24 protein-coding genes are annotated in these 26017 nt (G+C 62.8%); 7 read left to right on the forward strand and 17 right to left on the reverse strand.

The genetic code is table 11. The features are described from left to right. Nucleotides 1-257: 257 nt before the first annotated feature. From I5R65_RS17425 to araD1, 10 genes are all read right to left on the reverse strand, one after another. Nucleotides 258-812 (reverse strand): acyloxyacyl hydrolase, encoded by a 555-nt coding sequence (locus I5R65_RS17425; RefSeq protein WP_180666334.1) that lies wholly within the window; start codon nucleotides 810-812, stop codon nucleotides 258-260. A 154-nt stretch (nucleotides 813-966) separates the two neighbouring features. Next, nucleotides 967-1881 carry an SMP-30/gluconolactonase/LRE family protein gene (locus I5R65_RS17430; protein WP_180667010.1) on the reverse strand — a complete coding sequence of 305 codons (915 nt, stop codon included), beginning with the start codon at nucleotides 1879-1881 and terminating at the stop codon, nucleotides 967-969. A 209-nt stretch (nucleotides 1882-2090) separates the two neighbouring features. After that, nucleotides 2091-2855, reverse strand: a complete 765-nt coding sequence (locus I5R65_RS17435; RefSeq protein ID WP_180666336.1) for an SDR family oxidoreductase — start codon at nucleotides 2853-2855, stop codon at nucleotides 2091-2093. A gap of 16 nt (nucleotides 2856-2871) precedes the next feature. Further along, nucleotides 2872-4047 (reverse strand): fumarylacetoacetate hydrolase family protein, encoded by a 1176-nt coding sequence (locus I5R65_RS17440; protein WP_180666338.1) that lies wholly within the window; start codon nucleotides 4045-4047, stop codon nucleotides 2872-2874. A gap of 227 nt (nucleotides 4048-4274) precedes the next feature. Next, a complete protein-coding gene (locus I5R65_RS17445; protein ID WP_180666340.1) occupies nucleotides 4275-5810 on the reverse strand; it encodes a UxaA family hydrolase in 1536 nt (511 codons plus the stop codon). Nucleotides 5811-5906: 96 nt separating this feature from the next. Beyond that, the gene (locus I5R65_RS17450) at nucleotides 5907-6713 is read right to left on the reverse strand and encodes a transporter substrate-binding domain-containing protein (protein WP_006461935.1); all 807 of its coding nucleotides are present in this window, start codon (nucleotides 6711-6713) and stop codon (nucleotides 5907-5909) included. Nucleotides 6714-6778: 65 nt separating this feature from the next. After that, nucleotides 6779-7513: an amino acid ABC transporter ATP-binding protein gene (locus I5R65_RS17455; protein WP_180666342.1), complete on the reverse strand. Its 735-nt coding sequence runs from the start codon at nucleotides 7511-7513 to the stop codon at nucleotides 6779-6781. Further along, nucleotides 7497-8147 carry an amino acid ABC transporter permease gene (locus tag I5R65_RS17460; RefSeq protein ID WP_006461937.1) on the reverse strand — a complete coding sequence of 217 codons (651 nt, stop codon included), beginning with the start codon at nucleotides 8145-8147 and terminating at the stop codon, nucleotides 7497-7499. Before I5R65_RS17460 ends, I5R65_RS17455 begins: the two co-directional genes overlap by 17 nt. A 9-nt stretch (nucleotides 8148-8156) precedes the next feature. Then, on the reverse strand, nucleotides 8157-8840 hold the full coding sequence (locus tag I5R65_RS17465) for an amino acid ABC transporter permease (RefSeq protein WP_180666344.1): 684 nt from the start codon (nucleotides 8838-8840) through the stop codon (nucleotides 8157-8159). Nucleotides 8841-9019: 179 nt separating this feature from the next. Next, a complete protein-coding gene (gene araD1 / locus I5R65_RS17470; protein WP_180666346.1) occupies nucleotides 9020-10015 on the reverse strand; it encodes an AraD1 family protein in 996 nt (331 codons plus the stop codon). A 243-nt stretch (nucleotides 10016-10258) separates the two neighbouring features. On the opposite strand from araD1, the gene I5R65_RS17475 reads away from it, so the two are divergent. Both I5R65_RS17475 and I5R65_RS17480 read left to right on the forward strand, forming a co-directional pair. After that, nucleotides 10259-11233, forward strand: a complete 975-nt coding sequence (locus I5R65_RS17475) for a LysR family transcriptional regulator (RefSeq protein ID WP_006461940.1) — start codon at nucleotides 10259-10261, stop codon at nucleotides 11231-11233. Between the two features lie 242 nt (nucleotides 11234-11475). Next, entirely contained in the window at nucleotides 11476-12246 is a 771-nt protein-coding gene (locus tag I5R65_RS17480; protein ID WP_180667012.1) for a DUF3047 domain-containing protein, read from the forward strand. A 33-nt stretch (nucleotides 12247-12279) separates the two neighbouring features. On the opposite strand, the gene I5R65_RS17485 is transcribed toward I5R65_RS17480, so the two are convergent. From I5R65_RS17485 to I5R65_RS17500, 4 genes are all read right to left on the reverse strand, one after another. Next, nucleotides 12280-12999 (reverse strand): DUF4088 family protein, encoded by a 720-nt coding sequence (locus I5R65_RS17485; protein ID WP_180666348.1) that lies wholly within the window; start codon nucleotides 12997-12999, stop codon nucleotides 12280-12282. A gap of 171 nt (nucleotides 13000-13170) precedes the next feature. Beyond that, the gene (locus I5R65_RS17490) at nucleotides 13171-13707 is read right to left on the reverse strand and encodes a DUF695 domain-containing protein (RefSeq protein ID WP_180666350.1); all 537 of its coding nucleotides are present in this window, start codon (nucleotides 13705-13707) and stop codon (nucleotides 13171-13173) included. Then, nucleotides 13707-14057, reverse strand: a complete 351-nt coding sequence (locus I5R65_RS17495; protein WP_006461944.1) for a DUF1304 domain-containing protein — start codon at nucleotides 14055-14057, stop codon at nucleotides 13707-13709. Before I5R65_RS17495 ends, I5R65_RS17490 begins: the two co-directional genes overlap by 1 nt. A gap of 102 nt (nucleotides 14058-14159) precedes the next feature. Then, the gene (locus tag I5R65_RS17500; RefSeq protein WP_180666352.1) at nucleotides 14160-15353 is read right to left on the reverse strand and encodes a M20 aminoacylase family protein; all 1194 of its coding nucleotides are present in this window, start codon (nucleotides 15351-15353) and stop codon (nucleotides 14160-14162) included. Between the two features lie 165 nt (nucleotides 15354-15518). Between I5R65_RS17500 and I5R65_RS17505 the strand changes: the two genes are divergently transcribed. Next, a complete protein-coding gene (locus I5R65_RS17505; protein ID WP_180666354.1) occupies nucleotides 15519-16151 on the forward strand; it encodes a LysE family translocator in 633 nt (210 codons plus the stop codon). 5 nt (nucleotides 16152-16156) lie between these two features. On the opposite strand, the gene I5R65_RS17510 is transcribed toward I5R65_RS17505, so the two are convergent. After that, nucleotides 16157-16966 carry an AraC family transcriptional regulator gene (locus I5R65_RS17510; protein ID WP_180666356.1) on the reverse strand — a complete coding sequence of 270 codons (810 nt, stop codon included), beginning with the start codon at nucleotides 16964-16966 and terminating at the stop codon, nucleotides 16157-16159. Between the two features lie 167 nt (nucleotides 16967-17133). Between I5R65_RS17510 and I5R65_RS17515 the strand changes: the two genes are divergently transcribed. From I5R65_RS17515 to I5R65_RS17525, 3 genes are all read left to right on the forward strand, one after another. After that, entirely contained in the window at nucleotides 17134-19236 is a 2103-nt protein-coding gene (locus I5R65_RS17515) for a molybdopterin-dependent oxidoreductase (RefSeq protein WP_180666358.1), read from the forward strand. 11 nt (nucleotides 19237-19247) lie between these two features. Then, nucleotides 19248-20381, forward strand: coding sequence for an aminopeptidase (locus I5R65_RS17520; protein ID WP_180666360.1), 1134 nt, complete (start codon nucleotides 19248-19250; stop codon nucleotides 20379-20381). A gap of 245 nt (nucleotides 20382-20626) precedes the next feature. After that, nucleotides 20627-22327 (forward strand): long-chain-fatty-acid--CoA ligase, encoded by a 1701-nt coding sequence (locus I5R65_RS17525; protein ID WP_180666362.1) that lies wholly within the window; start codon nucleotides 20627-20629, stop codon nucleotides 22325-22327. Between the two features lie 80 nt (nucleotides 22328-22407). Here I5R65_RS17525 and I5R65_RS17530 read toward each other — a convergent pair whose 3' ends face one another. Then, nucleotides 22408-23358, reverse strand: coding sequence for a 2-hydroxyacid dehydrogenase (locus I5R65_RS17530; RefSeq protein WP_180666364.1), 951 nt, complete (start codon nucleotides 23356-23358; stop codon nucleotides 22408-22410). Between the two features lie 96 nt (nucleotides 23359-23454). Continuing rightward, a complete protein-coding gene (locus I5R65_RS17535; RefSeq protein WP_180666366.1) occupies nucleotides 23455-23889 on the reverse strand; it encodes an acyl-CoA thioesterase in 435 nt (144 codons plus the stop codon). A gap of 193 nt (nucleotides 23890-24082) precedes the next feature. On the opposite strand from I5R65_RS17535, the gene I5R65_RS17540 reads away from it, so the two are divergent. Further along, complete coding sequence (locus I5R65_RS17540; protein ID WP_180666368.1) at nucleotides 24083-25987, forward strand: ABC transporter ATP-binding protein/permease; 1905 nt, start codon at nucleotides 24083-24085, stop codon at nucleotides 25985-25987. Nucleotides 25988-26017 lie beyond the last annotated feature (30 nt).

Consider the following 26017-nt stretch of genomic DNA (forward strand, 5'->3'; position numbering starts at 1 on the left):
GGATGAGAAGACTTAGATTTATGAACAAGGTGGCGTACGACATTGCGCCAGGTTTATCTTATCCACATCCCGAAACGCGTACTTCGACGCGCACCGCTGATGACCTGATCGACCGCTGATTGAGCGGAGGGGTCTCAGCCAGATGCCAGCCCCTCAACACACACACACAACACACCACACCACACAGAATACAAAACACAAGACGATAAAAAAGCCGGCGATGCCGGCTTTTTTATTGAAACAGCGCTGTTCCAGAATCAGAACTTGTAGGCAACACGCGCCACAGCGAAGTTCACGCCGCCATTCGGTTGCTTGATGCCGCCGTTGGAGAAGTGTTGCAGGCGGATGCCCAGATCCAGACCATTGCTGAATACATAGCCGGCACCGACGTGGTCACCGAACTGGAAGGCGGTTGATAGCACCTTGTCGTTGTTGCGATAGAGCTTGGAGAACAGGTGCACGCCGATACCTGCTTCGCCGTAGAAACCCTTGCCGTCGTCACGCTGGAAGCGAAGCACCGGGGTCAGACCCAGGTCGACCAGGTTGCCGCTGTCGTTGGTGTTGTTGTAATGGTTCATGCGCCAGTTGGCCAGCGACAGATCCCAGTAGCCACCGATGTGGGTGCCGTTGGATTGCCAGAAATTCCAGTTCGGACCCCAGTTGAACTGCGCACCCAGGCGCACCAGTTGCGTGCTGTTGCCGGTACCGTATTCCACCGACACGCCATCGACGGCATAGCTCGGGGATTGGATGGCGAAAGCGGCGACGCCGGCAAATGCGATCTTGGCAACCAGGCTCTTCAGTTTAGTCATGGATATTCTTTCAGCGCGTAAATAGTTTTGAAGGATCTTTGCGAGATTCAGCGCAGACCTTGCGGTCCGCGATAACGCGCTATTCTCTCATAATCATCACAAAAGCATACTTGTGTGTCTGTTTTTGGCGTCTCTACGCCACATCAGCGCAGCGTCAGGCGCGATAGCTGTATTCCAGCCGACCCGGGACGGCGACTCGTATCGCCAACACGTGGCCGGAAAACGGATATTGCGCCAGTTCCGCCTCGCTACGCCCGTGGCGTCCAGTGGTAATGAACAGGGTGCGCAGATCCGGGCCGCCCAGGGCCACCATGGTCGGGCAACGTGCGGGCAGCCGAATTTCCTGCAATATTTCCCCTTGCGGCGACAGCCTCAAGACCCGTCCGCCTTCGAACATCGCGCACCAGTACGCCCCTTCGCTATCGACGGTAGCGCCATCCGGACGGCCGCCGTAAGCGGGCGCACTCTTGTCGCTGTCGAACTGGCGAAGCAGGCGGCAGTTGCTGGTTCGCCCGGTGGCCAGGTCGTAGTCGTAGACATTGATCCGATGCGCCGGCGTATTGGAGTGATACATCAGGCGCTGGTCGGGGCTGAAGGCCACGCCATTGGACGTCGTCACGGCATGATGTGCATCGCGCAGCGTATTGCGCTCGAAGCAGTAGAGGGTGCCAGCCTCGCGATCCCGTGGCTCGTAGATGGTGCCGCACCAGAAGCGGCCGGCGGCATCGCAGCGACCATCATTGAAGCGGATGCGGCTGGTGTCGTAAGGGGCTGCCAGCATGGCCGACAGCGCGCCATTGCCGGTGTTGAGATGGAACATGCCGGTACGCAGGGCGACCACCAGTCCCCCCTGCGCGTGTTTGACGATGCTGCCGGGTTGTTCCGGCATATCCCAGCGCTGGTGTTGCTGTGTCTCAAGCACCAGTCTGTGAACCGCCTTGCCTGGAATATCGATCCAGTACAGCGCGCCTTCTTCTGCATGCCACAAGGGCGACTCCCCCAGCAGCATGGGCTCGGGAGAAATGGCGGTGATGCTGTCGGCAGAGAAGCTGAAGGGCGCTGGAGGCATGGGCATGCTGATTCACAGGAATGAGGGAGGCCTCATTATGCCCCCGTGCCGCGGTTTGATAAACCTGATCAGCAACTCCGCTCCCGGTACTGGCCTCGGAAAGCAGAACGGCATGCTTAGAGCATGCCGTTTTCCGCTATCAGCCAATGACATCGAGGTACTGAGAAACTGAGGTTTTCCGTGTCCCGTTGCCAGATATCGCTGGTGGATCAGTTAGACCAGCCACCATCGATCATGTGGATCGAGCCGGTCGTGAAATTGGACTCGTCAGAGGCCAGGTACAAGGCCAGCGCGGCAACTTCCTCTGCCTTGCCGATGCGTCCCATCGGCTGACGTCCGACAAAGGCGGCGCGCACGTCCGCTTCGCTCTTGCCGGTTTCCTTGGCCTGGGTGCTGATGCGCTGGTTCAACGAAGGTGATTCGATGGTGCCCGGGCAGATCGCGTTGCAGCGCACGCCCTGTGCGACGAAGTCCGCCGCCACCGATTTCGTCAGACCCACCACCGCCGCCTTGGAGGCGCCGTAGGCAAAGCGGTTGGCCACTCCCTTCACGCTCGACGCGGCCGAAGCGATGTTGACGATCGACCCCGCCTTCTTGGCCAACATCCCCGGCAGCACAGCGCGAATGGTGTGGAACATGGCCTTGGCATTGAGGTTGAAGGAAAAGTCCCAGGCCTTGTCGTCGCATTCCAGGATATTGCCCGCCGCCACATAGCCGGCGCAGTTGAACAGGACGTCGATGGTGCCGACTTCGGCCACCAGTGCCTTGATGGCAGCATCATCGGTCACGTCCAGGATGCGCGTTTCCACGCCGGCGATACCGCCCAGTGCGTCGAGGTGCTGCTTGCTGATGTCGGTGGCGATCACGCGTGCTCCCTCGCGGGCGAACAGCTCGGTGGAGGCACGGCCGATGCCTTGGGCAGCGGCGGTGATGAGGACGGTCTTGCCGGCGAGGCGGCCAGTGGATGCAGACATGCTTGTTCCTTTGCGTTTAAATGAGTTTGCGATTGGCCAGGTTCTTGAACAACGCCGTCAGGCCGAAGGTCCACGGTGCCGTCTGGTCGCTGAAGTTGACCGTGTTCACCAGTGCACCCAGCCTGGGTGTCGAGATCGTCACGACATCGGCGACCTGATGAGTAAAGCCCTGGCCGGGTCCGAAGCGATCCTGGGTGGGCGCGAACATGGTCCCCAGGAACAGCACCAGGCCATCCGGATATTGGTGATTGGGACCGATCGCATGTTCCACCAGTTGCAGCGGATCACGGCTGATCATGGACATCGAACTGCTACCCTTGAGCGTGAAGCCTTCGGTACCATCGACACGCATTGTAAGTTCGGCGCGGCGGACATCGTCAATTGAAAAGTTTGCGTCGAACAGACGAATGAAAGGCCCCACCGCGCAGGAAGCATTGTTGTCCTTGGCCTTGCCCAGCAGCAGGGCACTACGCCCTTCGAAGTCGCGCAGGTTGACGTCGTTGCCCAGGGTCGCACCCACCACCTTGCCGCGGCTGTTGATAGCCAGCACGATCTCCGGTTCCGGATTGTTCCAGGCCGATTTCGGGTGGATGCCGACTTCATCGCCCAGGCCCACCGACGACATCGGTTGTGCCTTGGTAAAGATTTCCGCATCCGGGCCGATGCCCACTTCCAGGTATTGCGACCACACACCTTGCTCCAGCAGCACTTCCTTCAAGCGTGCCGCCTCGGTCGAGCCCGGCACCACGCTGGAGAGGTTGTCGCCGATCACGGCCGTGATCGCCTTGCGCACCGACTCCGCCTTGCCAGCGTCGCCGCGTGCCTGTTCTTCGATGACGCGTTCCAGCATGCTGGCCACGAAGGTCACGCCGCTGGCCTTGACGGCCTGCAGGTCGATCGGCGCCAGCAACCAGGGGCGCGATGTATCACGGCGGCCGGTATCGGCATTGTCCAGCAACTCCTGCAGGCTGGCGATACGGGTCATGTTGGTGGCTGCGCGCACGGCGGCGGCAGGATCGTCCAGCTCCAGCAGTTCGCTGGAGGTGGACGCAATCAGGGTCAGGTCATAGGCGCCCTCGGCGTCGATCTTCACCAGCACCGGGCCCACGCCTGGTTGCCAGACGCGGCCGATCAGTGTGGCCTGGGCGTGATCCTCAGGCAGGTGTGCCTGGAGTGAAAAAGTGTGTGCCATGTTCTTGTTTCCTTATGTTGGAGGCCGGCCCGGACTATACGGGAAGCGGGCGCTGCCACGATGTCATTTTCTGCAAGGGGGAAGGACTAACTGCGGGCGAAGCATCCTCGCCATACGTTACCCGGGGGAGGGGCAAGGATGCTTGGCCGGCAGTCCGCATCACCCCATCCTGGCGGGATGATGCGGCTTACATTAGCCCGGTCGGGGCCGGGCCAGCATGATCTGCATCAGGTATAGACGCCGATGTGCCACGGCACGAATTCGTCCTGGCCATAGCCATGCAGTTCGCTCTTGGTCTTCTTGCCGGACGCGGTATCGAGGATCATCTGGAAGAAGCGTTCCCCGATCTCCTGCGGCGTGACGTCGCCGTCGGCGATTTCGCCGCAGTTGATGTCCATGTCTTCTTCCTGGCGTTGCCACAGCGCCGTGTTCGTCGCCAGCTTCAGCGACGGCGAGGGGGCGCAGCCATAGGCCGAACCGCGGCCGGTGGTGAAGCAGATCATGTTGGCGCCGCCGGCGACCTGGCCGGTGGCCGAGATCGGATCGTAGCCCGGCGTATCCATGAAGACGAAACCCCTGGCGGTGACGGCTTCGGCGTACTTGTAGACATCCACCAGATTGGTGGTGCCGCCCTTGGCCACCGCGCCCAGCGACTTTTCCAGGATGGTGGTCAAGCCGCCGGCCTTGTTGCCGGCCGAGGGATTGTTGTTCATCTCGGCATCGTTCTTGGCGCAATATTCTTCCCACCAGGCGATGCGCGCCAGCAGCTTCTCGCCCACCTCGGAGGACACTGCGCGACGCGTGAGCAGGTGTTCGGCGCCATAGATCTCCGGTGTTTCGGAGAGGATGGCGGTGCCGCCATGCTTCACCAGCAGGTCCACCGCTGCGCCCAGCGCCGGGTTGGCGGTGATGCCGGAGTAGCCATCCGAGCCGCCGCACTGCAGGCCCAGCGTCAGGTGCTTGGCCGGGACCGGTTCGCGCTTGATGTCATTGGCCTTGGGCAGCATCTTCTTGATCTTCTCGATCCCCAGCGCCACCGTCTTGGCAGTGCCACCGGTACCCTGGATGGTGAAGGTGTGGAAGTATTCACCTTCCTTCAGGTTGTGGCTTTCCATCAGGCCGGAAATCTGGTTGGTTTCGCAACCCAGGCCCACCACCAGTACGGCGGCGAAGTTGGGATGGGTGGCGTAGCCGGCCAGGGTGCGGCGCAGGAGCTGCAGTGGTTCCCCTTGCGAATCCACCGCGCAGCCCAGACCGTGCGTCAGGGCGACCACGCCGTCGATATTGGGATAGTCGGCCAGCACTTCCGGGTGGATGTCGCGACGGAAGTAGTCGGCAATGGCGCGCGCGGCCGTGGCCGAGCAGTTCACCGAGGTCAGCACGCCGATGTAGTTGCGCGTGGCCACGCGGCCATCCGGGCGTACGATGCCCATGAAGGTGGCCGGCTGCGCCACGAAATCGACCGGCTTCACGTCCGCGCCGAAATGGTGTTCACGCGAGAACTCGGCCATGGCCAGGTTATGCGTGTGCACGTGCTGGCCCGGCGCAATCGCCTGGCTGGCCGTGCCGATGATCTGGCCGTAGCGCTTGACCGGCTCGCCCACGGCAATGGCGCGGGTGGCCATCTTGTGACCGGCGGGGATCAGACCCTGGACCTTGAGGCCGCCTTCTTCCTGCAATACGGTGCCGGAGATGAGCTGCTGGCGGGCAATGACGACATCATCGACGGGATTGAGTCGGATGACGGGAGAGGTAGCTTTCATGTTGATCTCGGTGAGAACGTGGATGCTGCAGGCTGGCCGCGGAGGCGGCGGGCGCATGCCGCGCTCCCGGGAGCACGACATGCCGGAAATGCGGACTTACTTGGGCGCGAACTGTGCCAGGTCAGGCATGGGGCTGCCGACCCATTGCTGATAGATGGCGGGCAGCTTGCCGTTCTTCAGGTTGGCAGTGATCCATTCGTTGAGCCACTTTTCCAGCGCCGGCTCGCCCTTGCGCAGGCCGATGGCGTAGGGGATGTCCTTGATGGCGAACTTGGTTTCCAGGTTCTTGGACGGGTTCTGCTTGGCAATGGCCGAGGCCAGCGAATTCGGTGTGCACAGGGCATCGACCTGGCCGGAGATGATGGCTGCGGTCACGGTGGCGTCGTCGTCAAAGCGCACGATGTTGGTCCCCTTGGGCGCGAGCGGGGTCAACAGCGAATCCTGCATGTTGCCGCGTACCACGGCCACGCGCTTGCCGACCAGGTCGTTGAGGCTCTTGATGTTCTCTCCCTTGGGCGCGGCCACCACGAACTGCGAGGCGCCGTAAGGCTGGGTGAAGGCCACCACCTTCTGGCGTTCCGGCGTGATCGAGAAGGACGAGATCACCATGTCCGCCTTGCCGGTCATCAGGAAGGGGATGCGGTTGGGGCCGGTGACCTGCACGATCTCCAGTTCCACGCCCATGTCCTTGGCCAGCAGGCGTGCGGTTTCCACGTCCGAACCCTGCGGCTCCAGCTTGGCATTGGTCATGCCGAACGGAGGCGCGCCCAGGTCGATGGCGATCAGCACCTTCTTGCGCGCCTTGATATCGGCCAGCGCATCGGCGTGAGCGGCCTGCGCGAAGCAGGCCAGGCCCAGCACGACGGCGGCGGCCTTCTTGGTGAAATTGAGCAGATTCTTCATTGCGGTCTCCTGAGTGGTTTATTTGATACTGCCTGAGAAAAACAAAGTCTGTGCGCTCCGAAAACTCAGAGATCGCTGGACACGAACTTCTGCAACTCGGCCGTCTTCGGATTGCTGAACAGCTCATCCGGCGGGCCGACTTCCCACACCTGTCCCTGGTGCATGAAGACCAGCACGTCGGCCAGCTTGCGGGCGAAGGCCATCTCGTGCGTGACCAACACCATGGTCATGCCGCCGCGGGCCAGGTCTTCCATCACCTTCAGCACTTCGGCCGTCAGTTCCGGATCCAGCGCCGAGGTCACTTCATCGAAGAGCATCAGTTCCGGCGCCATCGCCAGCGAGCGCGCAATCGCCACGCGCTGCGCCTGGCCGCCGGAGAGCTGCTCGGGATAGGCTTCCTTCTTGTTCTCCAGTCCCACCAGCTGCAGCACCTTGTGGGCGATCTTTTTGGCTTCCTCGGTCGACATCTTCTTGATGGTGGTCAGCGCCAGTGTGATATTGCGCTCCACCGTCAGATGCGGGAACAGGTTGTAGCTCTGGAAGACGATGCCGACCTGCTTGCGCAGTTCGCGCAGGTTGAGGCGGTCGGGATGATGGATGTCATGGCCGCAGACATTGATGTCGCCGGCATCCACCTTTTCCAGCCCGTTCAGGCAGCGCAGCAGGGTGCTCTTGCCCGATCCGCTCTTGCCGATGATGGCCACCATCTGTCCTTTTTGCACATCCAGCGAAACCCCGTTCAACACTTTGTTGGTGCCGAAGCTCTTGTGCAGATCCTTGATCTTAACGATTGCTGACATTCAATTTCCTTTCAAAGTGCTTGGACAGCGCCGACAGCGGGAAGCACAGGCAAAAATAGATGAGCGCGACGCAGCCGAAGACGGTGAACGGCTGGAAGGTCGAGTTGTTGATGATCTGGCCGGCACGGGAGAGATCGACGAAGCCGATCACCGAGGCCAGCGAGGTGTTCTTGACGATCTGCACCATGAAGCCCACCGTGGGCGGCGTGGCGATCTTGATGGCCTGCGGCAGGATCACCTTGGTCAATTGCTCGTAGCGGTTGAAGCCCAGGCATTCCGAGGCTTCCCATTGGGTCTTGGGCACCGCCTGGATGCAGCCGCGCCAGATTTCGCCGAGGAAGGCCGCGCAGTAGATCGCAAAGGAAATGCCTGCCGCCACCAGCGGGGTCAGCTTGAAGCCGGCGATGGCCAGTCCGAAATAGGCCACGAACAGGATCACCAGCAGCGGGATGCCTTGCACTACCTGGATATAGCCGCTGGCGATGTTGCGCAGCAGGCGGTTGGGCGAGACCCGCCACAGCGCGATCACGAAACCGGCCACACCGCCGAAGGCGAATGCCACCAGCGATAGCACCACGGTCCAGACGGCGGCCTGCAGCAGGTATTCGACGTGCAGAAAACTAAAGGAATTCATCGCCGCTCCTCACAGGTTGGTGCCAAGCTTGCGCTTGCGCACGAAGGCCAACTGGCTGATCAGCCAGAACGCGGCGCGGAACAGGAAGGACAGTGCCAGGTAGGCCACCGCGATGACCGCATAGACCTCGAAGCTGCGGAAGGTCTCCGACTGCACCAGATTGGCGGTAGCGGTCAGTTCTTCAGCTGAAATCTGCGAGGTGATGCTGGAGGCCAGCATCAGCAGGATGAACTGGCTGGTCAGCGAGGGGTAGACGCGCTCCACCGCCGGCAGCAACACCACGTGCCAGTACACATGCAGACGCGACATGCCCAGGCATTCGGCCGCCTCGATCTGGCCGGGGTGGATGGAATTGATGCCGGCACGCATGATCTCGGTGGTGTAGGCCCCCACGTTGACGGTGAGGGCGATGACGGCGGCAGTCTCGGCGGTAAGCTTCCAGCCGATGCTGGCCAGGCCGAAGAACACCAGGAACACCTGCACCAGCAGTGGCGTGTTGCGGATGATCTCGACATAGGCGCGCACCAGCCCGCGTACCAGTGCCAGGCGGCTCTTTCCGGCGATCGCGCATAGCGTGCCGACCACGAATCCCAGCACGATCGAGAGCGCCGAGAGTTGTACCGTCAACCAGGCGCCCATGAGCAGGCGGTCCCAGTTGGCGAAGACGCTCATGAAATCGAAGGTGTAGTTCATTGACGCTCCGATGTTCCTGGGCGGGGGCGATACATGAGCATGAGGTGGTCTCCTTTGCAGTTTTCCTGGGGGCGGCCTCTTGTTGTGCGATTTCTGTCGCGGGCCTTGGCACGATTGCCGGGGTTGTCATGCGCCTTGCGGCGCGCCTGGGGTGCGGGATCGGAATCGGGACGTGGCCGCTAGAGCGGCTTGACGCCTCCCGCTTGAAATGGGGATGTCACATGCGCGATGCCGTTGACCAGCGGCGCGCCGAAGTCGGGAATGCTGATTTCGATGCTGTCCCCGTCCTCGGTACGCAGGCTGTAGGCGAAGGACAGGTTGGCCGCGCCCATGAAGTGCACGTGCACGTCACCCGCGTGCAGCAGGTGCGAATACTTGAAGTAGTGGTATTCCAGGTTTTCGATGCTGTGGCACATGTTGTCCGGGCCGGTCAGGAATTCCTGCTCCCAGATCACGCGACCCTTGCGACGGATGCGGGTCATGCCCACCAGATGGGCGGGCGGCAGCCCCACCAGCAGCTCCGGCCCGAAGCTGCAGTGACGCAGCTTGGAATGCCCCTGGTAGAGGTAGTTGCGTCGCTCCATGACGTGGTCCGAGAACTCGTTGCCGATGGCAAAACCCAGCCGGCGGGGGCAGCCCTCGTCATCGATCAGGTACAGGCCGACGATCTCCGGTTCCTCGCCGCCGTCGAGAGCGAAGTCCGGGCGCGGCAGCGGCTGGCCGGGCGCGACGACGCTGCTGCCGTCGCCCTTGTAGAACCATTCCGGCTGCACTCCGACTTCGCCGGGGGCAGGACGGCCGCCGGCGATGCCCCATTCGATCATCAGCTGGGTATCGGTCTTGTCGAGTTCGTCGCCTTCCAGGCGCCGATGCATCTTGTCGCGAGTGGTGGCGCTGCCCAGATGGGTGGTGCCGGCGCCGGAAACGCGGCAGTGGGCCGGATCGGGATGGTCCAGCGGTGCCAGGATGCGCGCCTCGGCCAGGATGGCGGCGTAGTCTTCGGACTGATCGGTATTGAGCAACTGGGCCTGGCGCTCCAGCCCGGTGCCCCGTTGCAGCGCCAGCAGGGCCAGCTCGCGCATGGTGGCCACCTGGTCCAGCGCCTGGACGTGGCTGCCGTTGACGATGCCTACGCGGCGCTCGCCCTGACGGTCGCGGTATTGAATCAGCCTCACCGGGTCTCCTTGTCTGTCCGCAATGTCGGTTCTGGTCAGCCAGGCAGGCGCAGGGCGAGGTCGATGCGCAAGGGTGATTGCAATTGCGGTTCCCATGGCATTCGCAGGCGGCAGGAATGCTGCGCTGCATTGCATCGATCCTGCCAACGTCTCCTGAGCTTTTTTCACGCATCGCCTTGGCAGGCTGATAGATGCGCTAGCATTGTGGTTTTTCCGGACCGACTATAAGAGGCGAGTACAACGATGTCCAATGAGCTTAATTCATCGGGTGATAACCAACTCGGGGACGGTGCCGGCGCGCTGCCTTCGGTGGGGTCCATCGTCAGCCGCCTGCGCTTTCGCCAGGTCGCGCTGCTGACGGCGCTCGACGAGCAGGGCTCGCTGCACAAGGCGGCCGAGGTGATGCACATGACCCAGCCGGCCGCCACCAAGGCCCTGCATGAAATGGAGGATGCCCTGGGCGTGACCCTGTTCGACCGCTCGCCCCGCGGCATCGAGGCCACCGAACTGGGCCGTTGTGTGATCCGTTATGCGCGGCTGATCCAGAGCGATGTGGCCAATCTGCGCGAGGAATTGCAGAACATGATCAGCGGTCGCGGAGGCCGTCTGTCCATCGGCACCATCATGGGCGCCGCGCCCTTCGTCACGCGTGCGCTCTCGCGCCTGCGCGAAATCCAGCCGGAAGTCTCCATCGAGATCAGCGAAGACACCAGCGCGCGCCAGTTGCTGTTGCTGGACCAGGGGCGCATCGACCTGATGATCGGCCGCTCCTCGGTCAGCTCGCAACCCAATCTGTACAACTATGAAATGCTGCGCGGCGAGCCCATGTGCATCGTCTGCGGTATCGACCATCCCCTGGCCACGGCCCAGAAGGTGCGCCTGCAGGAGCTGGCCGGCGCCTCGTGGATCCTGTATTCCAGCAACATGCCCATGCGGATCTGGATTGAGCATGAGTTCAAGCTGGAGGGACTGAAGGTGCCGGGCAACGTGATCGAGACGGCCTCTCCCTTCGTGACCATCACGCTGCTGGCGCAATCGAACATGGTGGCGGTGATGCCACTGGATATCGCCCATTTCTTCGCCGCGCGGCAGATGCTGGGCATCCTGCCGGTGAACCTGAAGACGCGCATCGAACACTACGGCATCGTCACGCGCAAGAACACCACGCTGTCGTCGCTGGCCAAGATGTTCATCCAGATCCTGCGTCAGCAAAACTGAGTGGCGTGCGCCGAGCTCGGCCACAGGGCGGGGGAAGTCGCCCATGACATTGAGCTTTTTTTACCTGCTAGGGTTTTTCCGGATGTCGTGAAGCCGCGTTTTCCTGTTAGCCTTCGTCTGCGGTCGGGGTGACCGCATCCCTTCTTCTCCGGTCGGCCTTCATGAATTTGCGTCTCACGCGTGCGCGCACGCGACTTGCTGCACAGTTTCCCGAATCCTTACAGGCTTTCGCCGCGCGCAGCGTGCTGGCATCGTTCTGCCTTGGCGCCGCCTGGTTGCTGGCCGGGTGTGCCGGCCAGCAGACGGTCGCGCCCGACGCCGCTGCCAAGCAGGCCAGGCTGGACCAGGCGCTGGCGCTGTTCTCCGCCAATCCACCCAAGGGACTTCCTGCTGGCTGGGAACCCCTGGTCTTCACCCGCAAGAAGATTCCTACCGAATACCGGCTGGTCGATGACAATGGCCGCAGCGTACTGCATGCCGTTGCCGACCGCGCTTCGTCCGGTCTGCGTCATCCGGTCGATATCGACATCAACAAGAAGCCCTGGCTGTCCTGGAGCTGGAAGGCCAGCGGCCTGATCCCGACCGCCGATCTGACTCACCGCGAGACCGATGATTCACCGGTGCGCATCGTGCTGGCCTTCGATGGCGATCATGACAAGCTTTCGCTGATGGACACCATCCTCTTCGATACCGCCAAGCTGCTGACCGGGCATGAACTGCCCTATGCCACGCTGATGTATGTCTGGGATAGCAAGGCGCAGGTGGGCCAGGTGATCGCCAATGGGCGCACCGGCCGCATCCAGATGCTGGTTGCCGAAAGCGGTCCGGCGCAGGTGGGGCAGTGGCGCAAGTACCAGCGCAATGTGGCGGAGGATTATGAACGCATCTTCGGCGAAAAGCCGGGGCGCCTGGTCGGCGTCGGGGTGCTGACCGATACTGACAATACCGGCCAGAAGATCGAGGCATGGTACGGCGATATCCGCCTCATGCGCGAGGCGGAGACGCTGCCCTGAAGCGACGCCCGTCTTGAAACAACCGGGCAGGCCCTAGACGCCACGCCACCACGAGGCAACGTGTCCCCAGAATCCCTTGGGACCTTCCTCGAAGAGCCAGGGCTTCTCGCGCTTGAGCTTGTCCATCATGTCCTGCTCGGCTTTTTCGGAGACATTGCCGAAGGCTCGTCCCAGCTTCAACAACGTGCGCATCGCCCCCAGCTTTTCGCGTGCCACCATGCCGGAGGCGTGTTCGATGGCGATGTGGGTTTCGCGCAATTCCTGCACCATGGCCGCCGCCAGCAGCGCGGCCGGCGTGCGCAGGCGCTCCTGCACTACCGAGATGCTGGTGGCCGAAGCCTTGATCTGCGCAGCCAGCACATCGATCTGGGTTTCATCGCCCTTGGCCTGCTTGATGATGGCGCTGGCCCAGGCGCGCGAGGCATTGACCAGGTCGTCAGTGGTCCAGTCGTGGCGCACCGCGATCCAGAAGCCGTAGTTCGCAGCCTGCTCGATCAGGATCTGCACCACATCCGGAAACTCCTTGTCCATCGCGCGTCTTGCCCAGGCATACTGGCCCGACAGCATCAGGTGCTGTACCGCTTCTTCAGTGAGGAAGTTGGTATTCTCCGAGACCTTGGCCAACAGATAACTATCGAAGGACGGCTTGACGAAGCCCGAATCGATCTTGGTCGAGAGCCGTACGAAGTTGTGATAGTCCCGCTCCAGCGAGTCGTAGATATCGTCCTTGAGGATGAGTTTGATCTGTTTCATGCTGCTTCCCCTCGGACCGAGTCCGATGTTGTTATTCCGGCAAAATGAGTGCGATCGCTGCCGGAGTGAGAGTGATGGCAAGTGCCAACAATGATGCTGCCAGGAAAACTGTTATCGGCGCATCCACGCCGAAACTTTACCGTGCCTGCTTTAGGGCTACTTCCGCCGCCCCTAGTAACTGCGCAGGCCGTAGCGCTGGCGGGTTTCCGCATCCGGCAGCAATTGCTCGCGGTAGAGCGTCCACGCCGGATCGGCCTGGATCGCCGCGCTGCTTTTGCAAGCCTGGCATCGCCGGGCCTGCAGGCTGGTGGCAATGCTCTCCAGTCCGTTCGGATCGATCACATAGAAATACGATTGCTGCTGTCCCTGGCTGAACGTGGTGCCAGCGTAGAGGCTGCGGGTCTTCCTGGCGATGGCAGCGGCGATGTCATCGGACAGGGATTCCAGCCGGTCCTGGTCGGCCACGGCGGGCAGACCGTCGGTCGTGGCTGCTGCATAGCTCACGCGGGTCACCAGCACATAGGGAAAACCGGAGGGCGGAAACGCCCGGCGCAGGCCCATGTCGAGCTTGACCATGTACGCCAGCCCGGCGCGCTGGGTCTGGTAGGTCCACCATTCGGCGTCCTGATCCTGGGCCGTGGCTTGGCCTGCAAGCAGCGCGAGCAGACCCGGGACCAGCAAGCCGAGGACGCGCCGGCGCAGTAACATCAGCTCGCCAGCAGGGCCAGCAGCGCCAGCAAGGCGGGCAGGCCCTGGATGTAGAGGATAGAGCGCTTGGCGGTCAGGCCACCGTAGATGCCGGCCACCAGCACGCAGATCACGAAGAAGAACTGTACCGGCCGCTCCCCGGTCGCCAGACTCCAGAACAGGCCGGCCGCGAGGAAGCCGTTATACAAGCCCTGGTTGGCCGCCAGCACGCGGGTCGCCTCGGCGGCCTGCTTGGATTGGCGGAAGGTCTTCAGTCCCAGCGGCTTGGTCCACAGGAACATCTCCAGGATCAGGATCCAGACATGTTCGATGGCGACCAGCAGCAGGAGGGCAGTGGCGAGGGTGTGCAAGGTTTCTCCCTTGTTATCGTTATCGCAAATCAGGATTCAGGATGCGTGCCGAGGATCATGCCTCAAACCGTGCCGCCCGCCAATGCCGTCTGGCCTGCCGGCTTACTTCGCCTGCAGGAATTTCTCGGCCAGCCTCACCCAGTAGGTGGCGCCGATGGGCAGCAGGTCATCGTTGAAGTCATAGCTGGGGTTGTGCAGATTGCACGGGCCCAGACCATGACCATGATCGCGGTGACCGCCGTCGCCATTGCCCAGGAACACATAGCAGCCCGGCTTGTGTTGCAGCATGAAGGCGAAATCCTCGGCCCCCATGGTGGGTTCGGTATGGGCATCGACATGGTCGGCGCTGAACTGTTCGGTCAGCACGTCGACGGCGAACGCGGTCTCGGCGACATGGTTGATCAGTGGCGGATAGTTGCGGTTGAAGCGGAAATCGACGGTGGCATCGAAGGCCGCAGCGGTGTGCTCGGCAATCTCCTGCATCCGGCGTTCGATCAGGTCCAGCACGGGCAGGCTGAAGGTGCGCACGGTACCGACCATCATGGCCTCGTCGGGGATGACGTTGGTGGCGCTGCCGGTGTGGATCTGGGTGATGGAGACGACCGCCGGATCATTCGGATTGATGTTGCGCGCCACGATGGTCTGCCAGGCCTGGGCGATCTGCACCGCCGTCATCACCGGATCGATCGCCTTGTGCGGTTGCGCCGCATGCGAGCCCTTGCCCTTGACGGTGACATGGAACTCGTTGCTGGAGGCCATCTGCGGCCCCGGCGTCACGCCGAAGTGGCCGGCCGGGATGCCGGGCCAGTTGTGCATGCCGAAGACGGCGTCCATCGGGTATTTCTCGAACAGGCCATCCTGGATCATGCGCTCGGCACCGCGTCCACCTTCCTCGGCAGGCTGGAAGATCACGTAGACGGTGCCATTGAAATTGCGATGTTGCGAGAGGTAGTAGGCCGCGCCCAGCAACATGGCGGTATGGCCGTCATGGCCGCAGGCGTGCATCTTGCCCTCGTGGCGGGAGGCGTGGGCGAAGGTATTGATCTCGGGCATGGGCAGGGCATCCATGTCGGCACGCAGGCCGATGGCGCGCGGGCTGTCGCCATTGCGGATGATGCCCACCACGCCGGTCACGCCCAGACCGCGCACCACCGGGATGCCCCACTCGGTGAGCTTCTGCGCGACCACGTCGGCGGTGCGGACCTCTTCGTAGGCAAGTTCGGGGTGGGCGTGGATGTCACGGCGGATCTTCTGCAGTTCGGCCTGGAACTGGACGATGGGGTCGATGAGTTTCATGGTCTGGCTTGGTCTTGGGCGGTGTGGAGGTGGGGCTGAAGCCGTCTATCTTACCGCGCCTTGCGCCGGTGCACCGTTCGCGCAATTTTGTTCAATACAGGGATCAGCGTCCTGCCTAGCATGCGCCTCTTTCGATATCGCCCGATGAGGCGAGGAGGCATGCTCATGTTCTGGTCCGAATTCCTGTTGCTGGCTGGTGCACATCTGCTGGCACTGGCCAGCCCCGGTCCGGATTTCCTGTTGCTGGCGCGCAGCAGCCTGCGTCATGGTCGGGCGTATGGGCTGGCCGTGAGTCTGGGCATCGCGCTGGCCAACGGGCTGTATATCGCACTGGCCATCGGCGGCTGGAGCGTGCTGCAGGACAGTCCGGCACTGCTGGTCGCGTTGCAGTGGCTGGCCAGCGGTTATCTGGCCTGGCTGGGATGGATGTTCATAAGCGCCAGCCGGGCGCCGACCGAATGGCCGGGCAAGGTGGCAATTGCGCATGCGCAGCGCGTTTCGCCCGTGCTCGGCATGGGCGCGGGCTTCCTGTCGGCGCTATTGAATCCCAAGAATGGCCTGTTCTACTTCGGCCTCTTCACCGTGATCGTGGAGGCGCACGCCGGGCCCGGGCGCAAGCTGTTCTATGGGGTTTGGCTGGCGTGTGCGGTGCTGGCCTGGGATGCGGCGCTGGTCTGCCTGATCGCGCGGGAAAAGGTAGTGGTCGCGTTGGGCCGGGCGATGCCGTTGATCGAGCGCAGCGCCGGCGTGCTGCTGCTGGTGGCCGCTGTGGCCCTGGCGGCCGGACGCCTGCGCTGATTTCCTCAGGGCCTTGCGTATTGCAGGGGCGTGACGGCCACACGGGATTTGAAGACGCGATGGAAATGGCTCTGGTCGGCAAAGCCGGTGTCGTAGGCGGCATCGGCCGCACTCGCCCCCTGACGCAGCAGCACGCGCGCCTGGCGGATCTTCATGTCCAGTTGCAGCGCATGGGGCGTCATGCCGAAGCGACGGTTGAACTGGCGGATCAACTGGTAACGGCTGATGCCGGCGATGGCGGCCAGGGTATCGAGCGTGATGCGTTCGCGGCAATGGGCCAGCAGGAAATCATGCACAGCCTGCAGGCCATCACTGTCTCCGGCTGCCATCGCAGACTCGCCGGCACAGGTTTCGGCGCACAGCAGCATGAGTTCGTGCAGGCAGGTGATTACGTCGGCCTGCAGGCCTGCGTGGTGTGCATCCAGGGCGGCCGTCATGCGGTCCAGCAACTGCACCGCCGAGGCAGAGTGCAACACCTGCGAATCCATCCTCTGGAGCAGACCGCGGGTGCTCGGTGTTTCAGCTAGCAGCCTGGTCAACCAGTGCACGTCAAGGTGGAACATGCGATAGCTCCAGCTTTGCAGTTCGGCCGGGTTGCAGCTATGCACGTCTCCGGCCCTGACCAGTACGACGTCGCCGGGGACGATCGCCGTGCTCCGGCCCGCCACGGAAAAGACGCTCTGGCCACCATCGACGATGCCGATGGAAAAGCTGTCATGCGTATGCGGGGCATAGCAGGACAGGCTGCCGGTGGCACGCCGGCCTTCGAGGAAGGGCAGTTCGGGGGTGTGCCAGAAGTGTTGGAGGAGAGTCATGACAGGGCTGGCAAGAGTCGCGGTGGGTCATTTTAAGATAAAGTATCCGCTTCGCCGTCCTGCCTGTTTTCCCGTGCCTGTGCTGCTGTCTTGCCGGTATGCGGTGCATGGTACGTCTTCCATCCCGTTTTTCCGGTTTCCATCCCTGTTTCCTTGCTCCGCTTGCCATGACCACCTCGATCGTCCGCGCCGCCTGTCCTCATGATTGCCCCGATACCTGTGCCTTGCTGGTGACCGTCAAGGACGGCGTCGCCACCGAGGTGCGTGGCGACCCGGATCACCCGCCCACCTCCGGCGTGCTCTGTACCAAGGTTTCGCGCTATACCGAGCGCACCTATCACCCCGATCGCCTGCTTTATCCCATGCGCCGCGTGGGCAAGAAGGGCGAGGGCCGGTTCGAGCGCATCAGCTGGGACGAGGCGATGGCGACCATCGCCCAACGCCTGGGACAGATTGCCTTGCGCGATCCCCAGGCCATCCTGCCCTACAGCTATGCCGGCACCATGGGCCAGGTGCAGGGTGAATCGATGGCCGGGCGTTTCTTCAATCGCCTGGGTGCGTCGCAACTGGAGCGCACCATTTGTGCCTCGGCCGGTGGCGCCGGTTATCGCTACACCATCGGAGCGCGCATCGGTACCGATCTGGAGCAAGTTGACCATGCCAGGCTGATCCTGATCTGGGGTGGCAATCCGATCGCCTCCAACCTGCACTTCTGGACCCGGGTGCAGGCCGCCAAGCGTAACGGTGCGCGCCTGATCGCCATCGATCCTTATCGCTCGCTCACAGCCGAAAAGTGCCACCAGCATATCGCCCTGTTGCCGGGTACCGATGCGGCCCTGGCGCTGGGGTTGATGCATGTGCTGATTGCCGAGGACCTGCTGGATCACGACTACATCGCCCGTCACACGCTGGGCTTCGAGCAGTTGCAAGAGCGCGTGGCGGAATGGACGCCGGCCCGTACCGCCGAGGTCTGCGGCATCAAGGCCGAAGAAGTGCTGGCGCTGGCGCGTGAGTACGGCCGCGTGTCGCTGGCCGGCGAAGGCGTTTTCATCCGTGCCAATTACGGCCTGCAGCGTGTACGCGGCGGTGGCATGGCGGCGCGCAATGTGGCCTGCCTGCCAGCCCTGGTGGGGGCCTGGCGTCACCCCGCGGGCGGCGTCCAGCTGTCGGTGTCGGACAGCTTCCCCAAGGATGCTGCGGCGCTGAGTCGGCCCGATCTGGCCGCGCGTCATGGTACCCCGGCCCGCGTCATCAACATGAGCACCATCGGTGATGATCTCTTGAAGCCGGCGTCGCCCGAGTTCGGGCCCAAGGTGGAGGCGTTGATCGTCTATAACTCCAACCCCGTGGCGGTGGCGCCGGAGTCGGCCAAGGTGGCGCAGGGCTTTGCCCGCGAGGATCTGTTCACGGTGGTGCTGGAGCACTTCCAGACCGATACCGCCGATTATGCCGACATCCTGTTGCCGGCCACCACCCAGCTGGAACACATCGACGTGCATGCGTCCTACGGTCACGTCTACATGCTGGCCAACAATGCGGCCATTGCGCCCATGGGCGAGGCCAAGCCCAATACCGAGATCTTCCGCCTGCTGGCCGCGGCCATGGGCTTTACCGAGGACTGCTTCAGCGACAGCGATGACCAGCTGGCGGCAGTGGCCTTCCGACGCGACGATCCGCGCAGTGGCGGCTACGACTGGCAGGTGCTCAAGGAAAAGGGCTGGCAGCGTCTGGCCATGCCGGTCGCGCCGTTTGCCGAAGGCGGGTTTGCCACGCCCTCGGGCAAGTGCGAATTCTATTCGGCGCAGATGAAGGCGGCCGGTCTCGATCCGCTGCCGGCCTATATCGCGCCCTATGAATCGGTGGCCAGCAATCCCGAACTGGCCGCCCGCTATCCGCTGGCGATGATTTCGCCGCCGGCGCGCAACTTCCTCAACTCTTCCTTCGTCAACGTGCAGAGCCTGCGCGATACCGAAGGCGAGCCGCATCTGGACATGCATCCACAGGACGCGGCTGTCCGTGGCATCACGCAGGGCGATACGGTGCGCGTGTTCAATGATCGCGGCAGCATGCAGGCGCGCGTACGCGTGACGGAAAAGGCGCGACCGGGGCTGGTGGTGGGACTGTCGATCTGGTGGAAGAAGTTTGCCGCCGATGGCAAGAACGCCAACGAAGTCACCAGCCAGCGCCTGACCGACATGGGCAACGCGCCCACCTTCTACGATGTGCTGGTGCAGGTGGAAAAACTGCAGCAGCCGGTTGCGGCGCACTGAGCCCTCGCATCATGCTGCGCAAGGGCATGCTTGTGCTGGCGCTGGGCGGATTGCTGGGCTTGGGCGCGTGTTCATCGGTGTCCTATTACGCCCAGGCCGCGCATGGCCAGTTCTCGCTGCTGGCGCAGGCCCGACCGCTGGATGACTGGCTGGCCGATCCTGCCACGCAGCCGGCGCTCAAGAGCAAGCTGCAGACGGTGCAAGAGATTCGCCGCTTTGCGGTGGTCGAGCTGGGCTTGCCCGACAATGGCAGTTACCGCAGCTATGCCCAGCTGAACCGTCCTTTCGTGTTGTGGAACGTAGTGGCCGCGCCGGAACTTTCGCTCAAGGCCAGGCAGTGGTGTTTTCCCATCGCCGGTTGCGTGGACTATCGCGGCTATTACGACCAGCAGGCGGCGCAGGACTACGCCGCCGCACTGCGGCGGGAAGGCTATGACGTGCAGGTGGCGGGCGTGCCCGCCTATTCCACGCTGGGATGGTTCGATGATCCGGTCATCTCCACCTTCATCCAGTATCCCGATGGCGAACTGGCGCGCCTGATCTTCCATGAACTGGCGCACCAGACCGTCTACGCCCGCGACGATACGCCCTTCAATGAAGGCTTCGCGGTGGCGGTCGAGGAACTGGGCCTGGAGCGCTGGCTGGCGGCCCGCCACGATACCGCCCTGACCGAGACGTATCAGCGCTACGCGCTGCGCAAGCGCGAATTCCTGGCGCTGCTGGACAAGTACCGTGCCCAGCTGAAGGACAACTACGACAGCGATGCCAGCGACGCTGTGAAGCGCGAGCGCAAGGCGGCCATCTTCGCCGCGCTGCGTGCCGAATATGCGACGATCAAGAGCTCGCGCTGGAATGGCTACGCCGGCTACGACCGCTGGTTCGCCATGCCGCTGTCGAATGCGCATCTGGCCCTGGTTGGCGCTTATCACGACATGGTGCCGGCTTTCCGGCGGCTGTTCGAAAACAGTCGAGATTTCCCTGATTTCTATGACAAGGTCCGGCGGCTGGCGCGCATGGACAAGCCCGCCCGGCACGCCGCGCTGGGCGATGCGCCCTTGACCTCGGGCAAGGTGGTACCGGAAACATTTCCTGCCGACACCATCGGGCAGCCCAAACGGGATGCGGGCGGGTATCATCCCGGGTGATTTGGCCGGTCTGTCCAGACAAGGTTCTCATCAATACCAGGCGCGAAATACCCTTCAACGGAGGGCATTTCACAAAAAATCACCCAATTCGGGCGCAAAAAGCTTGCCCCGCGGTCGAATGCTGGATAGCATCTGCGTTAAATAAAAAAAACACTCGTGCTTTTTTTGCTGTGCGCGCCAACGTGGTGGCAGTACGACACCGCCCAGCCCCAGCGCACGTTATGACCGGAGACAGAGGACACACTATGGAAAGATTCTGGCTTGCATCCTATCCTGCAGGCGTTCCCGCGGACATCGACCCCGGCCGTTACGGCTCGTTGGTGCAGATGATCGATGAAGCCTTCACCAGGCACGCCGACCGCAATGCCTACGTCTGCATGGGCAAGTACCTGCGCTACAGCGAACTGGATGCCATGTCGCGCGCACTGGGCGGCTGGCTGCAGGGACTGGGGCTGCAGAAGGGCGCCCGGGTGGCGATCATGATGCCCAATGTGCTGCAGTATCCGATCGCCATCGCGGCGATCCTGCGGGCCGGTTATACCGTGGTCAATGTCAATCCGCTCTATACCGCGCGCGAGCTGGAACATCAGTTGAAGGACTCGGGCGCCGAAGCCATCTTCGTGCTGGAGAACTTTGCCTGCACGCTGCAGAAGGTGGTCGCCAATACCAGCATCAAGCATATCGTGGTGGCCAGCATGGGCGAGCTGCTGGGTACGCTCAAGGGCGCGATCGTCAATCTGGTGGTGCGCCACGTGAAGAAGCTGGTGCCGGCCTGGTCGCTGCCCAACGCCATCAGCTTCAGCCGCGCCCTTTCGCAGGCACAGGGCGGGAGCCTGCGACCGGTCAATCCGACCCCTGACGACGTCGCCTTCCTGCAATACACCGGCGGCACCACCGGCGTGGCCAAGGGCGCCATGCTGACCCATCGCAACCTGGTGGCCAACGTGCTGCAGGCCGAGGAATGGCTGACCCCGGCGCTCAAGGCCGGCAAGCCGATCGACCAGCTGGTATTCGTCTGCGCCTTGCCGCTGTATCACATCTTCGCGCTGACCGTCTGCAACATGCTGGGCACCCGCGAAGGCGCGCTCAACCTGCTGATCCCCAACCCGCGTGATATTCCCGGCTTCGTCAAGGAGCTGGCCAAGTACAAGGTCAACACCTTCCCGGCCGTGAACACGCTCTACAATGCACTGCTCAACAATGCCGATTTCGCCAAGCTGGACTTCTCCGGCTACCGCTGCTGCGTGGGTGGTGGCATGGCCGTGCAGCAAAGCGTGGCCGACAAGTGGAAGAAGTTGACCGGCTGCCCCATCATCGAAGGCTACGGCCTGTCGGAGACCTCGCCGATTGCCAGCGCCAATCCCTGCACCATCGAAGAATATACCGGCACCATCGGCCTGCCGCTGCCCTCGACCGAGATCTCCATCCTTGACGACGATGGGCATCCGGTGCCTCTAGGCCAGCCGGGCGAAATCGCCATCCGTGGTCCGCAGGTCATGCCGGGTTACTGGCAGCGCCCCGACGAGACGGCCAAGGTCATGACGCCGGACGGATTCTTCAAGACCGGTGACATCGGCATCATGGATGCCCTGGGCTATACCCGGATCGTCGATCGCAAGAAGGACATGATCCTGGTCTCCGGCTTCAACGTCTATCCCAACGAGATCGAAGGCGTGGTGGCGCAGCATCCGGGCGTGCTGGAATGCGCCTGCGTGGGCGTGCCGGACGAACATACCGGCGAGGCGGTCAAGCTGTTCGTGGTGCGCAAGGACAAGTCGCTCACCAGCGAGCAATTGATGGCCTACTGCAAGGAGCAGTTCACCGGCTACAAGAAGCCCAAGTACATCGAGTTCCGTGATGAGCTGCCCAAGACCAACGTCGGCAAGATCCTGCGTCGCGAGTTGCGCGACGAGCCGGCCAAGGCTCAGCAGAAACGGGCTGCGTGACCGGATGTAAATCGTAGCGTCCCAATGAAAAAATCGCTGCCGGATCACTCCGGCAGCGATTTTTTTTCGGGCGGGAAAGATCAGTCCGGCACGGGCGTGATCACCGGCTTGCCACTGAAATGCGCCTGCAGGTTGTTGAAGGCCAGATCGGCCATGGCGGTGCGTGTGACCAGTGTGCCGCTGGCCATGTGCGGTGTCAGCACCACGTTCTCCTGTGCGGCCAGTTCGGCGGGGATATTGGGCTCGTTCTCGAACACATCCAGACCGGCGCCGGCGATGGTGCCCGCCTTGAGCGCGGCGATCAGAGCGGTTTCATCCACCACCGAGCCGCGTGCCACGTTGATCAGGAAACCCTTGGGGCCGAGCGCTTCCAGCACGTCGGCATTGACCAGTGCACGGGTGCCGGCGCCGCCGGGGGTGATCATCACCAGGAAATCGACCGCTGCCGCCAGTGACTTGATATCGCCGAAGTAGGTGTAGGGGACATCCTTGCGCGAACGATTGTGATACGCGATCTCCATGTCGAAGCCGGCGGCCCGACGGGCGATGGCTTCGCCGATGCGTCCCAGACCGACGATGCCCAGGCGCGCGCCACTGACCTTGGTGGTGAAGGGGAAGGGGCCATTCTTCCATTCGCCACTGCGGGCGAAGCGATCGGCGCGCACCACGTTGCGTGCCACGGCCAGCATCAGCGCGATGGCCATGTCGGCCACGTCATCGGTCAGCACGTCGGGCGTGTGGGTGACATGGATGCCGCGTTCGCGGGCCGCCGGCACGTCCACGCCGTCATAGCCGACGCCGAACACCGAGACGATTTCCAGCGCCGGAAAGCGCGCCATGAATTCCCGCCCGACCTTGGCTTCACCATTGGCGGCAATGCCGCGCACCTGCGGTGCGATGGCGGTGAGCTGGTCGTCACTCATCTGGTCCAGCACGAGGTTGTGGCAGGTGAAGTTTTGTTGCAGCAGATCCAGCAGATGCTGCGGCAGGCGGGCGACGATCAGGATGGTAGGGCGATGGTTGGAAGTCATGGTCACTGGGAGGGAAACGGTGATGAAGTCGTTACGATACGGACTAATGACACGCCACGGGCTGAAATCTTTTCAAGCCCGGAGCGGAATCAGCGGTTACAGCGCCGGGCTGACGCTGCCCTGGCCGGCCGGGTCCAGCGGCGGCAACGGACGCGGCTTGCGGCTCTCATCGGTGGCCACGTAGGTCAGCGTGGCTTCGGTGACCTTGACGATCTCGGTCTGCAGCCGGTTGCGCTCGGCATAGACTTCGACATTGACGGTGATGGAGGTGTTGCCGACCTTGACGATGTCGGCATAGAAGGACAGCAGGTCTCCCACAAAGACCGGATTCTTGAACAGGAAGGAATTGACCGCGATGGTCGCCACCCGGCCATTGGCACGGCGCGTGGCCGGCAGCGATCCGGCAATATCCACCTGGGCCATGATCCAGCCACCGAAGACGTCGCCATAGACGTTGGCGTCGGACGGCATGGGCATGACCCGCAGTTGCGGTGCCTTGCCGGGCGGGAGTTGGGGGACGGTATGGGACATGCATGACTCCTTGGAGATGGGAAGCCCCGGCGCGCTCGCGGGATGGCTCTTATAATCGGGGTTTGCGGTGTTGCGGGTTTGTGTCGAAAGCAACAAGGCTCCTAGTGTATCGGATGTCGGTCTTTTGTTGCGCCGCATCCGAAGACGGCTCTGCGCCGCTTGCCGCCGCCTCTCTATTTCCAGGTCCGTCCCCATGCGTCGTTATCCCAATTCCTCCGCCTCACCTCAAGCACCGATCAAGCGCCAGCGTGGCGACTGGGATGTGGTCAAGACCCTGCTGCCCTACCTGTGGACCTACAAGTGGCGGGTGATGCTGGCGCTGACCTTCCTGGTCGGCGCCAAGCTGGCCAACGTCGGCGTGCCCCTGATCCTGAAAAAGCTGGTCGATGCCATGACCATCACCGCCTCCCATCCGCAGGCGCTGCTGGTGTTGCCGCTGGGATTGCTGGTGGCCTATGGCGTACTGCGACTGGCTACGGCGCTCTTTACCGAATTGCGGGAGCTGATGTTCGCCCGCGTTACCCAAAGGGCGGTGCGCACCATTGCATTGCAGGTCTTCCGTCACCTGCATGCCCTGTCGCTGCGCTTCCACCTCAATCGCCAGACCGGCGGCATGACGCGCGACATCGAGCGCGGCACGCGTGGGGTGTCCACGCTGGTGTCGTACACGCTCTTTTCCATCCTGCCTACCATCATCGAGATCGTGCTGGTGCTGGCCTATCTGGTCACCCATTACGACATCTGGTTCTCGCTCATCACGGCCGGTGCGCTGGTGCTCTACATCCTGTTCACCATCACCGTGACCGAGTGGCGCACGCACTTCCGTCGCACCATGAACGAACTCGACTCGCATGCCAATACGCGTGCCATCGATTCGCTGCTCAACTACGAGACGGTCAAGTATTTCGGCAACGAGGAATTCGAGGCGCGCCGCTACGATGAAGGCCTGCAGCGCTACGAGCGGGCCGCGGTGAAGTCGCAGAGTTCCCTGTCGCTGCTCAATACCGGACAGTCGGCCATCATCGCCATCGCGGTGACCCTGATCCTGTGGCGCGCCACCGCCGGGGTGATCGATGGCAGCATGACCCTGGGCGACATGGTGCTGGTCAATGCCTTCATGATCCAGCTCTACATCCCGCTGAACTTCCTGGGCGTGCTCTATCGCGAGATCAAGCAGAGCATGGCCGACATGGAGCGCCTGTTCTCGCTGCTGGAAGAGAACCGCGAAGTGGCTGATCGCCCTGGTGCGCAGCCCCTGCGAACGCAGGGCGCGGAGCTGCATTTCGAACACGTCGATTTCAGCTACGAGCGCAATCGCCAGATCCTCTTCGATGTCGATTTCAAGGTCCAGGCCGGCACCACCACCGCCGTGGTCGGTCACAGTGGCTCGGGCAAGTCGACCCTGTCGCGCCTGCTGTATCGCTTCTATGACGTCGACCACGGCGCCATCCGCATCGATGGGCAAGACTTGCGCAATGTGACGCAAGCCTCGCTGCGCCAGGCCATCGGCATCGTGCCGCAGGATACGGTGCTGTTCAACGACACCATCGAATACAACATCGCCTACGGCAAGCCCGGCGCCACGCGCGAGCAGATCGTGGCGGCGGCCAAGGCAGCCTATATCCACGACTTCATCGAGTCGCTGCCCGACGGCTACGCCAGCATGGTGGGCGAGCGCGGCCTGAAGCTGTCCGGCGGTGAGAAGCAGCGCGTGGCCATCGCCCGCACCCTGCTGAAAGATCCGGCCATCCTCATCTTCGATGAAGCGACGTCGGCCCTGGATTCGCGTGCCGAGCAGGCGATCCAGCAACAGCTTGAAGAGATCGCGCGCGAACGCACGACGCTGGTCATTGCGCACCGCCTTTCCACCATCGTCAATGCACAGCAGATCCTGGTGATGGACCATGGCCGCATCGTCGAGCGGGGTACCCATTCCGGCTTGTTGATGGCCGATGGACTCTATGCGCAGATGTGGCTGCGCCAGCAGGCTGGTAGCGATGAAGACGGTGCGTCGGCAGCACCGCTCAAGGACGACGAGGCCGTGCTGCTGGAGCCCGATGCCGAACCCAGCGTATTGAGGCCGGCCGAGCAGCGCTAGCACGGGCCACGCACCGCGCCATCCAGGCCG

Origin of the sequence: Herbaspirillum sp. AP02, from assembly GCF_015767275.1 — a bacterium.
Lineage (GTDB): Bacteria > Pseudomonadota > Gammaproteobacteria > Burkholderiales > Burkholderiaceae_D > Herbaspirillum.